Here is a 19,536-nt window from a genome sequence, read left to right as displayed (position 1 = left end):
AACGAATAGGAACTTTACTATGGGAGGAACCGCCATCATGGGACGGAAATTATTTTTGCTCAGCTTATCATTATTAATATGTTTTGTATGTTTGCCTCCTTTCAATGCGTATGCCGATGGGGGGCCTTCCTTTGCTTTGACCTCAACTAAAAATGAAGTAACGCTAGGCAGTGAAATTCAAATTACCGTTGCTGGAAATAATCTAACAGATGTTTATGGATATGAGATCAGTCTCGATTTTGATCAGGCTATGCTGGAATATAAAGGGGTTAAAGGAGGCCTTTCAGATGGGTTTTCAATCACTCCTCTAATTGAAGGCAATCATCTGCGATTCGCAAGTACTAAGCTGCACAAAGTAGCGGGCGAGAGTGGTGCTTTAAATCTAGCTACGATAACGTTCAAAGCGATCAAAACAGGAAGCGCTGCACTCCAGCTGAATAACATTCAGCTTGTGGACAGCCAATTAGCTGGTAATAAATATACACCAAGTATGAAAGCAACTGTAACGATTAGTACTGAAAGCTCAGGCGGTTCTAACCCTGGAGGTACGGGGACGGTTGTTAATCCTCCTGATCAATCAGTTCAAGGAATCATTACGCTGGACGCGAAGCTGGATTCTACAACGAAAACGGCAACTGCAGTCGTAAATCAAGCCTTATTGGATAAGGCAATTGAACAAGTGGCTTCCAATGAAAAAGGAGTAAAGAAAATACAAGTCAGGATCAAGGAAGTGCCAGGTGCAACAGCCTATGAATTGGAATTGCCGACAGCAGCTTTCGCGGGTAATGGGGATAACGTTCAAGTTGAAGTAATTTCACCGCTTGGGACGGTACTCATTTCGAATAAAATGTTTAAGGCCGGTGAAATAGCTGGTGGCAGCGTTCGATTAAGAATTGCAAAAGCCGATATGAGCGGGCTGGACAAAGCGATACAGAACCAAATTGGGGATCATCCTATTTTGGATATAAGCCTTTATACGGGTGATAAAAAAATCTCTTGGAGTAATCCGCTTGCCCCAGTGACGGTTAGCATACCTTATGCGCCAAATGCAGAGGAATTAAAAAACACTGAGCATATCGTTATATGGTATGTATCCGAAGAGGGTCAAGTAATTCCTGTTCCAAACGGCAGGTATGATGCGAAAACGGGTACAGTCGTTTTTACAACTACTCACCTTAGCAAGTATGCAGTAGCCTATATCCAAAAAACGTTTGACGATATTGCTTCTTTAGATTGGGCCAAAAAAAAAATTGAGGTGCTGGCATCCAAAGGGATTATAAACGGTATCTCGGACAAGCTATTTGCCCCGCGTAAGTCCGTTACACGCGCCGACTTTTTAGTGTTGTTAATGCGGACGTTGGAGCTCGACGCAAGTCAAGGAATGGGAAATCAATTCGCGGACGTAAAAGAGAGCGATTATTACAGTGATGCGTTGAGAATTGCCAGGGGACTCGGCATCGCAGAAGGCAAAGGCAATAATTTATTTATGCCTCATGAGTCAATCACAAGAGAAGACATGATGGTGTTAACCGAGCGTACGCTTCGGATCGCCAAACAGCTTTCAATGGATTCTAATCAAGAACAGTTAAGTAAGTTTAATGATCGTGCCAAAATAGCTGATTATGCAGTTGAAAGTGTGGCTGCTTTGGTTCAGCTAGGACTGGTTCAAGGCGATGGAAACGCAATTCAGCCTAAAGGGACGACGAATAGAGCTCAAGCAGCTGTTTTGATGTATAACATTTATAACTATTTGCATGAGTAATAGAAAATTCGCTTTCTATGATCCCAAGTAAGCGGTGCGCTAGAAAGCTGTATTTGGAGGAATGAGGAAACCCTTATCACATCTGCCAAGGCATAAGCCTTGAGGCGAAATTACTATGAGGAGTGATTGATTTGAAATCGGTATCATATTATTCGAAAAAAATTGCATTAGCATTTCTTGTTGTATCTATGAGCTTGTCACTCGCTGTCGGCGCTGCCAGCGCTGATACAGCACAGCCGGATACATTGCCTTGGATGAACACCTCACTTACGCCCGAGGTACGTTCTGACCTGCTTATCGACGCGATGAGCCTCGATCAGAAGATTCAGCAGATTGCCATGAAGCCGGTGGCAAACACCAACATCCCCGGCTGCGGTTTTTCCTCGCAGGGGCGCCACGTTGAAGGGATCCCTGAGCTTGCCATCCCCACTCTCCGGATGACCAACGGTCCCTTTGGCGGTGGTGACTGCGCTGTGGCACCGACTTCAACGGGTCTGACCAGTGCTCTGACTGTCGCCTCATCGTTCGACCCGGCCGTCTCATGGGCGTGGGGCGACATCATCGGGGAGGAAACCCGTGCTAGCGCGCACAACGTGTTGCTCACTCCAGGCATCAACCTGGGCCGGGTTGCGAACGCCGGACGCAATTTTGAGTACTTTGGTGAAGATCCTTACCTCGCGGGAGTTATGGCTGTCGCCCAGGTCAACGCCGTGCAGGCACACGGGGTACAGTCCGTCGCCAAGCACTTTGCGGCCAACGAGCAGGAGACCAGCCGCCAGACCATGGACACCATCGTCGACGACCGAACCATGCATGAGCTATACCTGCTGCCGTTCGAAATGACGATTCAAGAAGCCAACCTCGCATCAGTCATGTGTTCCTACCCGCACTTGAACGGCGTGTACGCCTGCGAAAGCTCTGAGCTGCTGAACGATTGGCTGCGCGATGACCTGGGATTCAAGGGCTATGTCATGTCCGACCGTGGGGCAACACACAGCACGGCACCGGCTATCAAGGCTGGCCTCGACCTCGAGTTCGCCAGCCCCCGCTGGTTTACCCCTGAGCTGATCAACGCAGCTTTGGATACGGGTGTGCTGACTGTCGCCGATATCGACAAGCAGCTCGACCGGAGGTTCACCGTGATGTTCGAGCTGGGGCAGTTCGACGACCCTATCAACAGCCTGAGCCCAATCGACTTCGAGACCAACGGGCGGCGGATCCAGGAAATCGGGGAACAGGGCAGCGTCCTATTGAAGAATGACCACAGCACACTGCCGTTGAAGGCTGCCTCACTCAAATCGGTCGCACTCATCGGGACCCCGACGTTCGCCGGCGCGGCGAAGTTCAACTCGCAGGGACCCTCGAATGCGATCGTCGTGACCGCGCCCTATACCGTGACGCCCGAGCAGGGCCTGAACAACGCGCTCCAGGCGCTGGGCTCCGACGCCACGGTCACGTATAACAACGCCAGCAACATCGCGGAGGCCGCGGCGCTGGCTGCGCAGTCTGATGTTGCCGTGGTAATGGTCGGCGATATCTCCCGTGAGGGAGTCGACCGCTCTTCACTCGCGCTGCCGGTTACGGACGGAGTGAACCAGGATGCACTGGTGGCGGCCGTGGCTGCAGCCAACCCGAACACCGTCGTCGTCCTCAAGAACGGCGGCCCGGTGCTGCTTCCGTGGCTCGACAAGGTGCCGGCGGTTCTTGAGGCCTGGTATCCAGGGCAGGAGGACGGCAACATTGTCGCCAATCTGCTGCTGGGGATCGTCAATCCCTCCGGCAAGCTACCAATCTCGTTCCCGACCCAGGAGCGGGAAGCCGCAACCGCCACGCCTGCGCAGTGGCCGGGGATTGACCCCGACGGAGCAGGTCCCCTGCCGTTGACAGCGACGTACAGCGAAGGTCTTGAAATGGGCTACCGCTGGTACGACGCCCAAGGCATCGACCCGGTGTTTGCTTTCGGTTATGGCCTGTCCTATACTAATTTCGAAATTTCTAAACTCGCCATTTCGCAGACGATTTCCGATGGGATCAAGCCGTTCGACGTATCATTCTCCGTGAAGAATACTGGAAACGTTGCAGGTGCCGAGGTGCCTCAAGTTTACTTAGGTTTGCCTGAATCAGCGAATCAGCCTCCGAAACGTCTGGTAGGTTTCAAGAAGGTAATGCTTGCTCCAGGCGAGGAGAAGCAGGTTACGGTTACGATTGATCCATCAGCGTCGAACCATCCGATCTCTGTCTGGGATGCGGATGCAGACAAGTGGACGACACCAGAAGGGAAGTACGATGTGTATGTAGGAAATGCATCAAACAATATTACGATGACGGGCGCGATCACCGTGACGGATGCAAGTGCACCGACATTAAGCGCTACTTTGACCGGGGCAGCAGCCGTACCGGCTGGCAAAGCATTCACCTTGAATTTTGGTTTGCAAAATGTAACCCAAAATGTTTTTGCACAGGAGGTTACGCTTAATTTTGATCCAACTCAAGTAGAATTTATGGATGCAAAGTCATTAAAAACAGGCCTGCAAGTGGTTAGTAAAGAGGTAAAGGCGCCAGGCAAAGTACGGATTATACTCGCAAGCCTAGGTGCAGGAAATGAGATAAAAACGGATGGCGATCTATTAAGCGTGGAGCTTAAAGCGAAGGCTAATCCACAAACCGTATCTGCAAATGTTACGCTTACCAACATTGTTTTAGCTGATGGAAATGGTGTTGAAACACCGATAGCGAACGTCTCTCAAAGTGTAGCTATTGGTTATACTAAAGGTGATCTAAATGGTGATGGCAAGATATCCATTGGTGATCTAGGCATCGTTGCTGCAGCCTATGGCAAAACCGACCAAAGCGCAGACTGGGCGGAGTTTAAGCTGGCAGACGTGAATAACGATAATAAAATTGATATTTTTGACCTTTCGACTGTAGCACAATTGATAAATTAATTATTAAAAATACGTCTCGATGCTAGTTAAGATCGAGGCGTATTTTGTATACTATATAAGTAATAGTTAGCAACGATATATTTTTTAGAGAGAGAGCACCAAAAACATGGGGGGATAAATATTTGAATTTCAGGAACTGGTTGCATCAATTATCTTATAAGAAGCGGATTTGGCTCTCGTTTGTCATTTTAATTACGTTAGCGATAAGCGTCACGGGGACGATGACTTATGTTATTGCAGCAGCGGTACTGAAGAGAAACGCTTCAGAATTAAGCCAAAACAGCTTGAATAAATCAGCTCAAGTATTTGATGAGAAGCTGCGGCAAATTATTGTTTCGGTCATGACCTTGACGATCAGCGATTCCTTTAAAGAGATTGTGAAAAATGTATCCTCTGGAGATTCGCAAAGCTATTATCAGCTGCTGTCTTCGATCCAATCGCCATTTTCCCAAATTCAAGCCTTGGAGCCTGCAGTCCAGTCTATTCTGATCACAACTGCTATAGGTGAGTTTTATCCGACTAATTATGTGCGTTTAAAAGAGAACTCTTTTTTTGATACCGAAATGTATACCCTCATTAAAGAATATCAGCATGCCATTTGGATAGAAGGACATGAGGATCTTTTTTTTCGTGGAAAGGATAAAGTGATTACGTTAGTCATGCAACCGCTTATGGAGGATCATCAGAATAGCGATATTTACATTATTGTAAATATTAAAGAAAGTACGCTGATTGATATGATTATGAAAAATATAGAAGAAACAACTCAACAATTTTATCTCATGACCGATAAGGGGATTCCTGTATTTTCATCGATGTCCAGGCCGTCTGACATTGTCAATCAGCAGCAGTTTATTACCCAGATTAATCAGGATTTAAAGGGTCGTTTTGAATACAAAGTAAATAAGAGCGACTATTTGGTCAATTATGCAAGCTTGTCTTTGGCTGAGGATTGGAATTTGCTCAATATTCAATCCAAAGCAGATCTGCTGAAGCAAATTCGTTTAATCAAGTGGGTATCCATTTTAATTATGATTGCTTGTCTGCTGCTTGCCATGATTTATTCGAATATACTGACAGGCTTTTTGCTGCGCCCCTTGATAACGCTCCGAAATCTAATGATAAGGGTTGAGCATACGAATGATTTAACTGTTCGTTTTGAAAGTGAATTTCAGGACGAGGTTGCTCAGGTCGGAAGAAAATTCAATAGTATGCTGGAGGAATTAGCACTCTCCATCAAGGAAACAGAAGAGATCGAGATCAGGAAGCGAAAGGCGGAGATTAAAGCACTGCAAGCGCAAATCGATCCGCACTTTCTATATAACACATTAAATACAATTTATTGGAAAGCACAACTTAATCAATCGGAGGATGTCAAGGAAATGGTGCTTTCTTTATCCCGTATGTTCCAGCTTGGTTTAAATAATGGATTTGAATTCACTACATTGGAGAAAGAAATCGAGCATGTGAAGCAATACTTATTTATTCAAAAAAAATGCTATACGAATCTATTTGACTATGATGTGGTGGTGGATGTAGGCGATGATTTCATTGTTGACATTACCATTCTTAAAATAATTCTTCAGCCATTGGTTGAAAACTCTATTTTACATGGTTTTAAAAATCGAAGATCAGGCGGGAAAATTGATATATCGATCAGGAAAATGATGGATCTGCTCATTATTGTCGTAGCGGATAATGGGGTTGGCATGAATGTAGACGAGATTAAGAGCAACTTACAGTTCCCTACTCAGAAGACAGGGTATGCGCTGCGCAATATTTATCATCGGTTGCAGCTTTATTATGGCGAGGATTCAGAGATGTTCTTTGAAAGTATTCCAGATCAGAAAACGACGATAAAGTTAATCATCAGCATGAAAGGGAGAGATGGGTATGGAGAAACGGATTAGCATGATTGTATTGGACGATATCGTAACGGTTATTGATGGTATATCTCTTGGGATTCCGTGGTCTGATTATGGTATTGAAATTGTAGGTACGGCTCTGGACGGTGAAGAAGGGCTAACGATGGCTCAGGAGCTTCAGCCGGATATTATATTAACAGATATTCGGATGCCGGTAATGGACGGGCTCGAATTAACGCGCAGCATCATAGAAACGCATCCGTCATGCAAGGTCATTCTCTTAAGCGGCTTTACCGAATTTACATATGCCCAGCAAGCTATTCGATTAGGAGCCTTTGACTTTATATCGAAGCCTTTTTCATTGGAGGATATTGTAGAGGTTGTACTTAAGGCAGTCAAAGAAATCGAGATTGAGCGGAGCAAGCATAAACGGATTTATGAAATGGAAGCTAGAGTGAGAGAGAGCAAGCCGCTTTTAAGACAAGAGTATTTTAACCTGCTTATTCGCCATTCATCAAGTGAAGAAAGTGCAAGAGAAAAATGGGGATTTCTTGAGATTTCTATGAGAAGAGAAGGGTTTATCATTATGGTCGTCGAGATCGATCGGTTTTCCAAATCTACTCAGGCCTTGCCCATTAGTGAAATAGAGTTAACCCGTTTTGCCCTGCAAAATATTTTGGAGGAGACGATTGCTGCTTATACAGAAGGTGTCGTATTTAGAGAAAGCATGAACCGCCTTGTCGTCATCTATAATTCAACAGGACTTATGGACCCAGGCATGTTAGCTGAGATTTGCTGCAATCATTGTGCACAATTTTCCCGTTATACCGTATCCATCGGGATTAGTCTTGAGATCAGCCTCATCTCAGAAATCCATCATGGCTACCAGCAGGCGGTTAGTGCCTTGTCCTATAACTTTTATACAGGCGGCAATGGGGTTTTTCGATATGGTGATTTTGAACAAATGGGTCAGCATATGCGTACGTATTCCTTGGATCAGGAGAAGGAGCTTCTTTTTGCCCTTCGTTCCGGAAATCAAGAGCTGGCACTAGGCGTATTACAGCAAATTTATGAGAATTGCGCCAAGCTGGAGCCCCTGCCACAGCCTCAGCACCTCATTATGATGTATGATGAGCTCGTTTTTATCATTTTCAGAGTGCTAGAGGAAAAGCTGCATGCAGATGAATTGAATGGACTTAAGGCTGACATCGAGGACAATAAAAAGAAAAATCGCATTTCGCTGTCGGAATTGCAAAAGTCTCTTGAGCAGCTTTGTTTAAAAGGCTGTGATCTACAGGACAAGTATAGAACAACCGAGGCAGAGCGAGTTATACATAAAGCAATTAAATACGTGAACAGTCATCTTCATTTGGACTTGTCTGTGAATGAATGTGCCAAGCTAGTACATCTTAGCAGCAGCTATTTCAGTAACTTATTCAAGAAGGTTACGGGCCAAACATTTCTGCAATTTGTAACGAATGAACGTATTGATCGTGCTAAGCAAATGCTGATGAAAGGACATCAGGTGCAGGAGGTCGCTGCTCAGATTGGTTATGAGGATCGTCGATACTTTAGTGAAATTTTTAAGAAAAATACCGGTTTGACTCCTTCAGAATTTAAGCAATCCTATCAAAAATAGAAAGGAAGATCGTCGGAATCCCCCCCTTCTCAGTCGGTTTATCCCATTATGTCTTTGGTGCCTGTTCATTATAATTACTACTATAACCAGCTATACAAAAGCCGAAGGGGTTGAAGCATTCATGTTTAATAAAATGAACAAAACAAGTATGTTGACGGTAAGCACCATTCTCGCTCTGACGTTGAGCGCATGCTCCTCAGGTGGCGGTAATACGACGAATTCACCTAAGGGGACAAACGAAACATCGCCACAGTCCACCAATGCAGCCGTTAACGAGGGAACCAGTGATGCACCGAAGGTGAAGCTAAACTATTGGACAGAGGATCGACATGATTTGGCCTATATTCAGGAGGTCGTCCAAAGGTTTAACGAGACAAATAAAAACAACATCGAAGTAGAAGTGAAAGGGCTGTCTGAAAACTATAACCAGTCCGTGGACATTGCCTTCTCGAGCAAGCAAGCACCTGACATTATTAGAACCACACCAAGCAACTTTATTCCTTTCGTCAAGAAAGGGTATCTGGAACCGTTGAATGGTTACATGAATGCGGAGATGGACGCTAAGTTTGGAGGGGCGCTGATCGATAAATCCAATATGATGGATGGTCAAATTTATTCCCTTCCAAACTACGGGTATTCAAGCAGACTCATTTATAATGTGGATTTATTTGAGAAAGCGGGCATTGCAGGCCCTCCTACGACGTTGGATGAAATGGTAGAAACGGCTAAAAAGTTGACTGAAGCTGGCCAGGATACCGGAGCCTACGGCTTTGCCATTAACTTTAAAGGAGCAGACAACTCATTTGAGAAAGCGCCACGTTCGATCGCTGAGCTCAGTGGGGTTGGCGGCTATGGCTACGATTTTAAAACAGGCAAATATGATTTTTCCGGCTTTGCAGACATTATGACCGCATTCAAACAAATGAAGGACGATGGCAGCATGCTGCCGGGCGTGGAGGCGATGGATATTGATCCGCTTCGTGCTCAATTTGCCGAAGGAAAGATTGGCATGTACCTCTCTATTTCTGCTGAGACGAATGTGTATCTAGAACAGTTCCCGGCGAAGATTAACTGGGCCGCAGCGCTGCCACCAACGATTAACGGCGAGATTAAGGGCGTAGCGGGCTACTGGAAAACAGGTCCATGGCTTTCGATTAGCAGTCAGACCAAACACAAAGAAGAAGCTTGGCAGTTCTTAGATTATATGTACAGCGATGAAGTGCTGCAAAAGTATTATGAGGGTGGTTACGGATTATCCCTTCTTCCTGACATTATTGCGAAGTCCAAAACACCAGAAGTTCCGGGCATTGAAGGCTTCCTTCCGACAGAAAATGATGGCATTTGGCCGATCTCCCCGAAAGTAACCGTGGATGGAACGGACTTTTCAAACCTATTTATTAAATACACGATCAGCGGCGGCGACTTGGATAAGATGATCGAGGATGTCAATGCGCGATATAATGTGGCGCTGGATAAAGCGAGAGCAAGCGGAGACGTAACGACGGAAGCGATGCCGGACTTTGATGCGAAAAGCATGCAAGGGATGTTAACGAAATAATACTGCTATGATATGAATCCTGCACAGAAGGATAGGGGGGCATCTCGCAAACCCTATCCTTGTTATTTAAGGAGATGAAATTGAACATGACGAGCCTACGTAAATTAGGAGAATCCTACTCATTTATTATACCCAGTCTTATCTTCACCGTGGTGCTAGGTATTTATCCGATTCTATGGGCGATTAGATATATGTTCTATAGCTATCCCGGATATGGGGAAGAAGTCTTTATCGGTTTTGGTAATTTTGCTGCTTTAATGCGAGATGAAGCCTACTGGAACTCGGTGGTTAATACGGCAATCTATGCTTCGGGCAAAATCATCATCACGATTCCTCTTTCGTTAGTTTTAGCGGTTATTCTGAATAAAGGGCTAAAAGGTAAAAACTTTTTAAGAGCGATTTATTTTATGCCTACTGTACTGAGTACGGCGGTCATTTCCATCGTCTTTTTTAACATCTTCAATTCGTACAACGGAATCATCAATCAGTTTCTCATGAAATATCACATCGTTTCCAAAGGGATTGATTGGCTTGGCCCGGATATGGCCATGTTTACTTCGATTATCGTTGCGATCTGGGGAGCTATTGGAAACTACATGCTGCTGTTTCTAGCGGGTCTGCAAAGCATTCCAGATGATGTCTATGAGAGTGCTTCACTAGATGGGGCGAACGCTAGACAAAAGTTTGTCTATATTACCGTTCCGATGCTGGGGCCTGTGCTGCAAATGATTATTATGCTGGCGATCACCATCTCTTTAAAGGGCTACGAGAGTATTATGGTCTTAACCGAGGGCGGTCCAATCGGACGAACCGAAGTCATGTATCTTTATGTCTATCGGATGTTCTTCCCGATTTCGTCTAGCTCCACGATGATCCAGCAGATCGGCTATGGTAGCGCTGTAGGCTTTATGTCTGCCGTCATTGTTGGACTCATTACGATCGGTTATTTCTGGATCTCGAAACGTTTGAATCGTATTTTCTAGCTTAGGGGGTTAGCTGTAATGAACACTGCACCAGCAACTAAAATCGCTCCATTGACAAAAACCGGCAGGAGAGCGAAACGTTTATTTTCCAGATTGATCGTATGGGGATTTCTAGCCATGATCGCGATATTTACTGTATTTCCAGTGCTGGTTACGCTATTTGGCTCCTTCAAAACGAATGCAGAGCTAACCTCGGGTGCGACTATTCTTCCAAGTGTATGGCATTTCTCGAATTACCTGGAGGCTTGGAAACAAGCAGACTTTGCAAAATTCACTTGGAATAGCCTTTTTATTAGTACATTCACAACGATTGGCACACTGCTCCTCGCTTCTATGGCAGCCTATGCCGTGGACCGCCGAAATTTTTTCGGCAAAAGCTTCTATGTTGGCCTGCAAGCGGCGACGATGTTCATATCGATTGGCGCTGTTGTGATCCGTCCTCAATTTGAGCTGATGGTGAAGTTAAATCTAAATTCCTCGTTATGGGGAATCATATTTATCCTCATCAGTGCGCATGCGACAACCTTCTTTATTCTGATTGGGTTCTTCAAAGGAATTCCTCGGGATTTGGATGAGGCTGCTTACATTGATGGATGTAATTTCTTCTCGGTGTATTGGCGAATTATCCTTCCGTTATTGAAGCCGGGCTTAGGGGTAGCTGCCTTGTTCGCTTTCCGCAACGCTTGGAATGAATACATTCTGCCGCTGGTTTTTACGATGACGAACCCTAAACTACAAACGTTGACGGTGGGTTTAGCAGATTTGCGATATGGGACTACAGCAGCAACCCAAACCCATCTCATTATGGCGGGTGCCTGCTTGTCCATATTACCGATTCTGATCGTTTATGTTTTGGCGAACAAGTCCTTTATGCAGGTGACAGGCGGCTCTGTTAAAGGTTAGTTGGTTGGGATAGGGAGAAGGGAAGAGCTTGGCTGCGTATTCGCGGCCAAGCTCTTTTTGTGTGTGCGATGCGCCTTTACGTTGGCTTTGTCGGTCAGGAGTACGCCCATACTCGCGTCTCGAGATTCTCCGACAAACAGCTGATTTAATCATTGGTGGTCTAGTGTAACCTAATATTGAGCCATGTTTAAATACGCTCCTCTGGAATGGTCTGGTTAACTCTTCTAGTTGAGTATTTGAACGCTGCCGCGAATCGGATGGACAGATACGATCTTTAACGCCGCCTACCCAGGTGGCGGACTAGATAGCTATCACCCGAAAATGCTAACTAAAGTCATCATTTACTCCTACACCCAGCGCATTTGCTCTTCTCGCTACTTTTATTAACTCCTTCGAAATGATTCCTAATCAGCCCCCATTCGCTAAGCAACGCTAAGTACGGTCTTATCACTGATACCTAGCTTTAAATTGGGATGGAGACAACCCCATCACATTTCGAAAGATCCTTGAGAAGTAATGGATGGAAGAGAAATTGTATTTGTGAGCGATCTCAGTCACGGTCAAATTGGTTGTACATAAATCTTCTGCCGACTGATAGAGTCTTCGCAGCTGAACATATTCTTTTGGTGTGTATCCTGTTTCATTTTTAAATAACTGATGAAATCGACTCTTCCCCATTTTAAGTTCTTTTGCCCATTGATAAAAATCGATGTCCACTTGCTCTAATGGGATGCTTTCGATCTTTTCAAGAATTTGAGCGATTCGAGGTTCATACCACGAATCGTTTTTTGCAGCAAAAGACAAATATTGAAATAGGAACGTCTGGAAAGCAGAGTTATATTGCAGAAATTCGATCGGACTCCTTGCTCCGAGAATAGCTGGAGGTTGAGTAAAGGCATTGTAATGAGATAACCAGATTGAAATATTACTGACTTTCATAACAGTATGAAGCTTTAGGTTCGGAAAAAAACTCGTCCATTCTTCTCTAAACGGTTGCTCGATTGGTGTAAAGTAATCCTTCTGGTAATTAAATTCGGGTCTGCTAGTATATTTCCAGTCAAAATAAGCACAGCGATGAATCATTAATTGTTCTTTATGGGATATCCATTGATGAGGGACTCCAGCTGCAATAAACACAATTAAACCTGCTTTCATAGGGTACTCTATTCCATTTAGTAACAGCGCACCACTGCCTTCTTCGACGAAAATAATCGCATTAGCATAACATCTTCTCAAGGGAGATTGTTCAGTTTGTATAAATTCGTATTTTTGTGCAAATAGAAGCATTGGATTAAAATCCGAATAGCGTGTCAAGTAATCGACCCTGTAACGATAGAGAGGAATTCTCATAGTGTCGTATATCCCACCGAATCTAGATTTTTTATATAAACATACTATAACGCAGTGCTATGTGTGATTCAAGAGCATAAATAACGAGCCTCAGATGTTTGTTAATTTAAAGATATTGCAACAAAAAAACTAGTGTATTTAAATTGGAAAAAAGGACAAATCGTTTGTTATTATGCAAAGACAGCTGCTATATAACCAAGTATTATTAAGTTAATTTCAATTGAAGAGGAGACTCAATAAATGACAAATAGTGAAGTTAGCAAAAATAAACTTAATTTAAAATATCCAGCTTCCTGGTGGAGAAACATGTGGAGAGAAGGCCTACCATCTGGAAATGGAAAGATTGGAGCTTCCGTGTATGGTGGTGTAAGAGAAGAGACAATTTTGCTCAATCATAATAAGTTATGGCATCTAGGCCACAAGGATACATTGCCTGACGTGGGTCATACTTTAGCAGAAACGAGAAAGCTGATGCTCGAAGGAAAGTATTTGGATGCTAGTTGGCATTTAACAAATAAGGTTAAAGAGTCAGGTTATGCAACCACGTTAGCCTCAAGACTTCCACTTGGTGATATTAAGCTATCGATGCCATGTTCTGGGGCATTTCGTAAGTATAATAGATGTGTAGACATGGAAACAGGCGAAGTAACAGTCCGTTGGGAAGATTCTGAAATAATGTATGAAAGAAGACTGTTTGTTTCCCGTGAAAATGACGTAGTCGTCTATGAAGTTAGCAGTCCGGAGGGAGCAGTAGAAGGGGAGTTTTGGTTTAATTTACATCAGACTGATGACCCTGATTCCTTGGCTGTATATAAAGAATTGGAGAAAACGCTCGAAGTTAGAACGGATGGCTCATATTTGTATTATGCAGCGACAAATGATGATGGAAAAGACTTTGGTGCTGTGCTTCGAGTTATAGAATCGGATGGACGAATCACTGCTCAGAATGGAAGCATTCAGTTTGCAGAGGTAAATAAAGTTCTAGCATTGGTGAAAGTGTTCACCAATGGAGACAGAGAACAAGAATGGATACGCCTGCAAAATGAGCTTTCGAGCATGGATCAGACCTATGAACAGCTACTTGCTTCTCACCTTATTGAGCATCAGCGGTTATTTTTTTCCGCTACATTAAACTTATACGGTGAGCAGGATCATCTTTCAAATGAAGAGTTGCTGCTGCATGCTTATGATGGTGAGGCACCTACTAGCCTAGTAGAAAAAATGTGGGCATACGGGAGGTATTTGTTTATATCGGGAACAGCTTCAGACGGCATGCCGTTCGAAATGTATGGACTATGGGCAGGGGATTATAAGCTTACATGGTGCCATAATATGGCTAATGAAAACGTTCAGATGATGTATTGGCACGCCATGGCTGGGGGCTTAAGTGAGATGGTGCCGGCGTTGGTTCATTACTATGAAAGTATGATGGATGATTTCAAGGACAATGCGAAAAAACTTTTTGGTTGTCGTGGAATTTATATTCCTGCTGGCACTACTCCTGGAAACGGAGTTCCAAACCAGATTGTTCCGGTCATAATGAACTGGACCAGTGCTGCAGGCTGGTTGGCTAGACATTATTATGAATATTACTTATACACGGGAGACAAGGAATTTCTACTGGAGAAAGTATTGCCTTTTATGAGGCAGGTTGCAAAGTTCTATGAAGATTTCCTTGATACGGACGAAAATGGCCAAATTCGTTACTATCCATCCGTATCTCCAGAAAATACGCCACTTAATTTCATGCCAGAAGATCGCAAACCGCTTGCACATCCAATGCCTACGACGATCAATGCGACCATGGATTTGGCTATTCTAAAAGAACTTTTGACACATCTTATTCGAGGCAGTCAAGAAGTTGGCGCATATGCAGATGAAATTGGAAAATGGACAAATCTGCTCGAACGTATACCAGCCTATCAGATTAATGAAGATGGTGCACTTCGAGAGTGGATGCATCCAGATTTTGATGATCGCTATGAACACCGCCATCTGTCGCATATTTATCCAATTTTCCCAGGTCAGGAATTCACTAGAGAGCTTTCGCCTGAATTGTTTGATGCATTTGAGACGGCAGTAAAGAAAAGACTGATTGGCGCGCAGAGCGGTTGGTCTCTTGCTCATATGGCAGCCGTTTATGCACGCTTGGGGGACGGAAGCAGAGCTGTTGAATGTCTTGATATTCTATCTAGATCATGCCTTTTGAATAATTTCTTTACACTGCATAATGACTGGAGAAACATGGGGGTCTGCATGGACATGATCGAGGCTCCAATTCAATTGGATGCTTCAATGGGATGGGTTAACGCGGTACAGGAAATGCTTCTTTATGTATCTTCTTGGCTAGTCAAATTGTTGCCTGCGGTGCCAGACAAATGGAAGAAAGGCGAATTCACCGGACTATGCTTCACTACAGGTACAATTTCACTTTCATGGGATAAACAGATTGGAAAGTTCCAAGCAAATCTTGTAGCCACTAGAGAGACGAAGCTAACTTTGAAGTTGCCGGAGTGGTTTAACAAGTATAGTTTCTCAGGTTCCGGCGTTTCGATTGTTTCATCCACTTTCGGTAAAGGTTATTACGATTTGAATATGAAGGCGGGGCAATCGTTGGTAATAACAGCAACGGATGCCGATATGTTCGAATAGTACGGAAATAATATAACGAATAATATATTGAACTGACACCCCCATCCTTGCGATGGGGGTGTTTGTTTCATTGATATTTGGCAGGGATGCCTAGAATCGTTAAGTAGAGGTTTGAAAAATCACTTGGTTCCAGATCGTAACTATTCTATAATAGTGTTTACGCAGTTTGTTTGAATTTTTGGGGAAGAGTTGTAAGCGTTTCCCGTTGATGGAATATGGCTAGGTTTGAACCGTGAAAGGAAGTTTTCTATGAAACGATTCCCAATGATGCTACAGCTAACACTGATCATGTTTTTTGTTATGGCAATTCCGATTTCAATATTAACATGGTACAGCGAAACACAGATTCTCCAATACTCAGAAAATGCCATTGCAGGATCAACGCTAGACGGTCTAAATGCAAATCGCAAACTCAATGAAAATGCACTAAACAATTTATCCCAAAATGTTGTGCGGCTAGCGACAACCAGAATTTTGGATCGTATCCGCGATTTCAAAACATTGGATGAAATTAACGCCAATTATAACAATTTAAACGAAGCTCTGGTTATATTAAAAGAACTGATGAACTTAAATAACAGAGTAGAAGGTGTATATTCATCTTATTTTTATTTGAAAGATTCTGATTATGTTGTTTCTACTGATAAGGGAATTACTATGTTGGAGAAGTATGAAGCCATGGATTGGATGGATGAAGTATTCTCAAAGAGCTCAGGCGTTAGCGGGGTTTGGCAAGCTCGGACACTTAGCTCGGGGCGTAATGTGCTATCCTACGTACTCCCTCTTAGTCACCTTTCTACTACAACACAAGGAACGATTGTAGTCAATTTACTGGAGAGTCAGGTTCGTGATTACCTTCACAACTCGAAATCCGGAAAGCATAGTTATCTTATGTTGGAGTCTGACGGAACAATACTATCACATAGTGACGAGAATTTATTTTTAACAGACGGGGAGCAATTGCCTTTCATTGAAGACATCTTGCAAAGAGGAATTCAAGAAGGTTATAGCATCCATCAGATTGACGGCGAGCGATTAATATATGCGTGGCATCAATCTAGTTTATCTAAGTGGTGGAATATTAATATTTATTCCATGGATGAACTGATGGGCAAGGCTCATTCCTTACAAAATAGAATTTTCATTCTGACAGGTATTTTTATTCTACTTGGAGCTTTCCTTACAGTTTTCCTGGCGACATGGTTGTCTAAACCTTTACGTCAACTGGCGCAAGCTGTCCGTTCTCGTAGTAACGGTTATGGTTTTTCTAATAAAAATGAGCTTGTATTCCTTGACGCGGCTTTTAAGCGAATGCAAGAAGAGGAAGAAGGACTTTATAAATTAATAAAAGAAAGCGAGCAGGATGCTCGTAATTTAGCAACTTATAATTTGTTAAGAGGTGAGGTTTCCAAGCAAATAGAGGACATGTTTCTATTGCCAGCGTTTCGTATCGCGGTTGTTTCGATTGACCGTTATAGAAAATATGTAAATCACACGAATCCGGAAACACGAAATTACCATAGACTTGTTCTTATAGCTAAATGTGAAGGATTATTTCCGGAAAACTTTCATAGCAGAAGTGTATATCATGGTGATGGGAATTTTGTTATTGTTTTTAATTACAATCGAGAAGATATGAATAAGGACTTTGATGAATTCAAGCAATCGTTCATTGCGATAAGGGAAGCCGCAGTGGAGTTGCTTGGTCATACTGTTACTATTGGAATCAGCAGCCAATCAGATGAATATTCAACTGTTCCCGAACAACTGGTGGAAGCCATGGAAGTCATTAAGCATCGGATGATAGAGGGGACCGGTGGAATTACCTTCTGGAAAGAGGAAAGCGATCAATCCGATAAATATATTTACCCTGCAAATAGCGAGAGACGTATCTTAAATTATCTAGATTCAGGTGATCTAGAGAGTATCATAAAAGAGCTAGAGCTTATTAGAAATGAAATCCATTCAGCTGTTTATATTTCCTACTATAACATTTTGTTTATTTATAATCAGTTAGTTGGGGTAACGATTAAGCATCTTAGAGAAAAGAATATCAACACAGCCCGAATTTTTTCAGGAAGCGGCAACCTTTATTCAACCATTGCCTCTATAGATACACTGGATGAATTAGAAGAATATTTTCATGAGTTTTTTAAGGAGATTATTCAGTACCAAGTACGAAATTCGGGGGAAAATTACGGAGAGCGGATTATACAGTACCTTGAAGAGCATTTTACTGAAGAAATCATGTTTGAAGAAATGGCAAAAGAGATTGGTATTAGCTATTCTTATATGCGAAAAATCACGTTTGAGCTTACAGGCAAAAGTCTTAGCGATTACATGAATATGCTTCGTATTGAAAAGGCTAAACAGATGCTGCTTGAAACTAATATGAATGTGGCTCAAATATCGTCCGAAGTGGGTTATTATAATGTCCAAAGTTTTTATCGTTTCTTCCGTAAGTATGAGGGAATGCCGCCAAGCAGTTTTAAAGCACTGAAGCAGGAGTCGACGGAGTGAACAGGATTAATCTGAGCTGCCTTGTGGGCCTAAGTCCCCACAAGGCAGTTTTACTTTTGCTAATTAAAATCAAATTTGATTATTGTTCCAGGCAATCGTTAAGAAAGGAATCAAAACTGACATTCGAAATCAATACTCACGATTTACCGAATAGAAAAACAGAGGTTATGATACAGACATCGCGAATCGCGCGACTCATTGTATCCGCTATCATTCGTGGATGGGTAAACGAAAAATGAAGGAGTAGATGAAACCAATGAAAATAGAGACGGATCAAGCTCATATCGGGCAAGTCATTCATCAAGTTGTCGACTACACATTAAGAATGGACCTAACCTGGGATTGGTCTTGCGGTGTTGCCTATTATGGCGTTAGTCGCGCCTTTGAGGTCACGGGAGAGAAAGAATATCTAGAAAGAATGGCCGTCTGGTGTGATGAATATATTGAAGCGGGGCTTCCGGATTGGAACGTGAATACATGTGCTATGGGACATATGTTGATAACCCTATATGAACAAACTAAAGATCAAAAATATTTGGATTTAATTCTCAGTAAAATAGATTATCTTGAAAACAAAGCAGAACGTTTCGGAGATCGTGTGTTACAGCATACGGTTTCTTCCAAAAACGATTTTCCAGAGCAATGTTGGGCGGATACGTTGTTTATGGCCGCTTATTTCTTATTACGTACCGGCGTTATGTTGAATGAAAAACCATTTATTGATGACGCTTTGCATCAGTTCTACTGGCATATCAACTATTTGCAGGATGAACAAACAAGTCTCTGGTACCATGGCTATAACCATATTAATAAGGATCATATTTCTGGTATTTATTGGGGACGCGCGAATGCTTGGGCGGCGTATACGATGTCAAGAGTATCGAAGGTTCTTCCGGAAGGTTATCTCTATCCGCCTTTCATGCACATTAACAGTTCATTGCGTGATCAACTTGCCTCAATTAAAAATCTCCAGAAAGAGGATGGGCTTTGGGGAACTGTACTGGATTATTCTGATTCATATAGCGAAGTTTCAGCAAGTGCCGGTATTGCCGCAGCGATGATAACCAATAACAATCCGCTGCATGGTAAGTACGTACAACGAGCATTAAATGGCGTATTGACGAATATCTCCGAAAACGGTCGTGTACTGAACGTCTCAGGGGGCACAGCAGTAATGAATGATAGGGACGGCTATCTTCGAGTGGACAAGAAATGGGCTCAAGGTTGGGGACAGGGACTTTCATTAGCCCTGTTGGCTGTCGTGATGGAAAATAATAAATAGCATAGCGCTGAATCATTCCGAGCTACGAGAGGTGAGATCAGATGATCTATGTAGGTACGAATATCAGGAGAAGCAGT

Annotated in this window: 11 protein-coding genes; 10 read left to right on the top strand and 1 reads right to left on the bottom strand. The window is 43.3% G+C overall.

The window, feature by feature from the left end; all coding sequences use genetic code 11:
- Positions 1-37 precede the first annotated feature (37 nt).
- The 7 genes from MHI37_RS24545 (at position 38) to MHI37_RS24515 (ending at position 11,655) form a co-directional block, all read left to right on the top strand.
- Entirely contained in the window at positions 38-1,762 is a 1,725-nt protein-coding gene (locus tag MHI37_RS24545; protein WP_076338287.1) for an S-layer homology domain-containing protein, read from the top strand.
- Between the two features lie 131 nt (positions 1,763-1,893).
- On the top strand, positions 1,894-4,707 hold the full coding sequence (locus MHI37_RS24540) for a glycoside hydrolase family 3 C-terminal domain-containing protein (protein ID WP_076338288.1): 2,814 nt from the start codon (positions 1,894-1,896) through the stop codon (positions 4,705-4,707).
- Positions 4,708-4,829: 122 nt separating this feature from the next.
- A complete protein-coding gene (locus MHI37_RS24535) occupies positions 4,830-6,617 on the top strand; it encodes a sensor histidine kinase (protein WP_076338289.1) in 1,788 nt (595 codons plus the stop codon).
- Positions 6,601-8,211 carry a response regulator gene (locus tag MHI37_RS24530; protein WP_179090263.1) on the top strand — a complete coding sequence of 537 codons (1,611 nt, stop codon included), beginning with the start codon at positions 6,601-6,603 and terminating at the stop codon, positions 8,209-8,211. Before MHI37_RS24535 ends, MHI37_RS24530 begins: the two co-directional genes overlap by 17 nt.
- Positions 8,212-8,332: 121 nt before the next feature.
- A complete protein-coding gene (locus MHI37_RS24525) occupies positions 8,333-9,769 on the top strand; it encodes a sugar ABC transporter substrate-binding protein (RefSeq protein ID WP_342556515.1) in 1,437 nt (478 codons plus the stop codon).
- Between the two features lie 86 nt (positions 9,770-9,855).
- Complete coding sequence (locus MHI37_RS24520; protein WP_076339123.1) at positions 9,856-10,752, top strand: sugar ABC transporter permease; 897 nt, start codon at positions 9,856-9,858, stop codon at positions 10,750-10,752.
- A gap of 18 nt (positions 10,753-10,770) precedes the next feature.
- A complete protein-coding gene (locus MHI37_RS24515; protein ID WP_256710671.1) occupies positions 10,771-11,655 on the top strand; it encodes a carbohydrate ABC transporter permease in 885 nt (294 codons plus the stop codon).
- 447 nt (positions 11,656-12,102) lie between these two features.
- Here MHI37_RS24515 and MHI37_RS24510 read toward each other — a convergent pair whose 3' ends face one another.
- The gene (locus tag MHI37_RS24510; protein ID WP_076339124.1) at positions 12,103-13,005 is read right to left on the bottom strand and encodes an AraC family transcriptional regulator; all 903 of its coding nucleotides are present in this window, start codon (positions 13,003-13,005) and stop codon (positions 12,103-12,105) included.
- Between the two features lie 240 nt (positions 13,006-13,245).
- On the opposite strand from MHI37_RS24510, the gene MHI37_RS24505 reads away from it, so the two are divergent.
- From MHI37_RS24505 to MHI37_RS24495, 3 genes are all read left to right on the top strand, one after another.
- Complete coding sequence (locus tag MHI37_RS24505; RefSeq protein ID WP_076339125.1) at positions 13,246-15,657, top strand: glycoside hydrolase N-terminal domain-containing protein; 2,412 nt, start codon at positions 13,246-13,248, stop codon at positions 15,655-15,657.
- A gap of 249 nt (positions 15,658-15,906) precedes the next feature.
- A complete protein-coding gene (locus MHI37_RS24500) occupies positions 15,907-18,177 on the top strand; it encodes a helix-turn-helix domain-containing protein (RefSeq protein WP_076339126.1) in 2,271 nt (756 codons plus the stop codon).
- A 256-nt stretch (positions 18,178-18,433) separates the two neighbouring features.
- Positions 18,434-19,459: a glycoside hydrolase family 88 protein gene (locus MHI37_RS24495; protein WP_076339128.1), complete on the top strand. Its 1,026-nt coding sequence runs from the start codon at positions 18,434-18,436 to the stop codon at positions 19,457-19,459.
- Positions 19,460-19,536: the final 77 nt, after the last annotated feature.

Origin of the sequence: Paenibacillus sp. FSL H8-0548 (genome assembly GCF_038630985.1) — a bacterium.
Classification (GTDB): domain Bacteria; phylum Bacillota; class Bacilli; order Paenibacillales; family Paenibacillaceae; genus Pristimantibacillus.
Note: the sequence above shows the minus strand (reverse complement) of the source record. Positions and strands in the feature narration are given on the sequence as shown.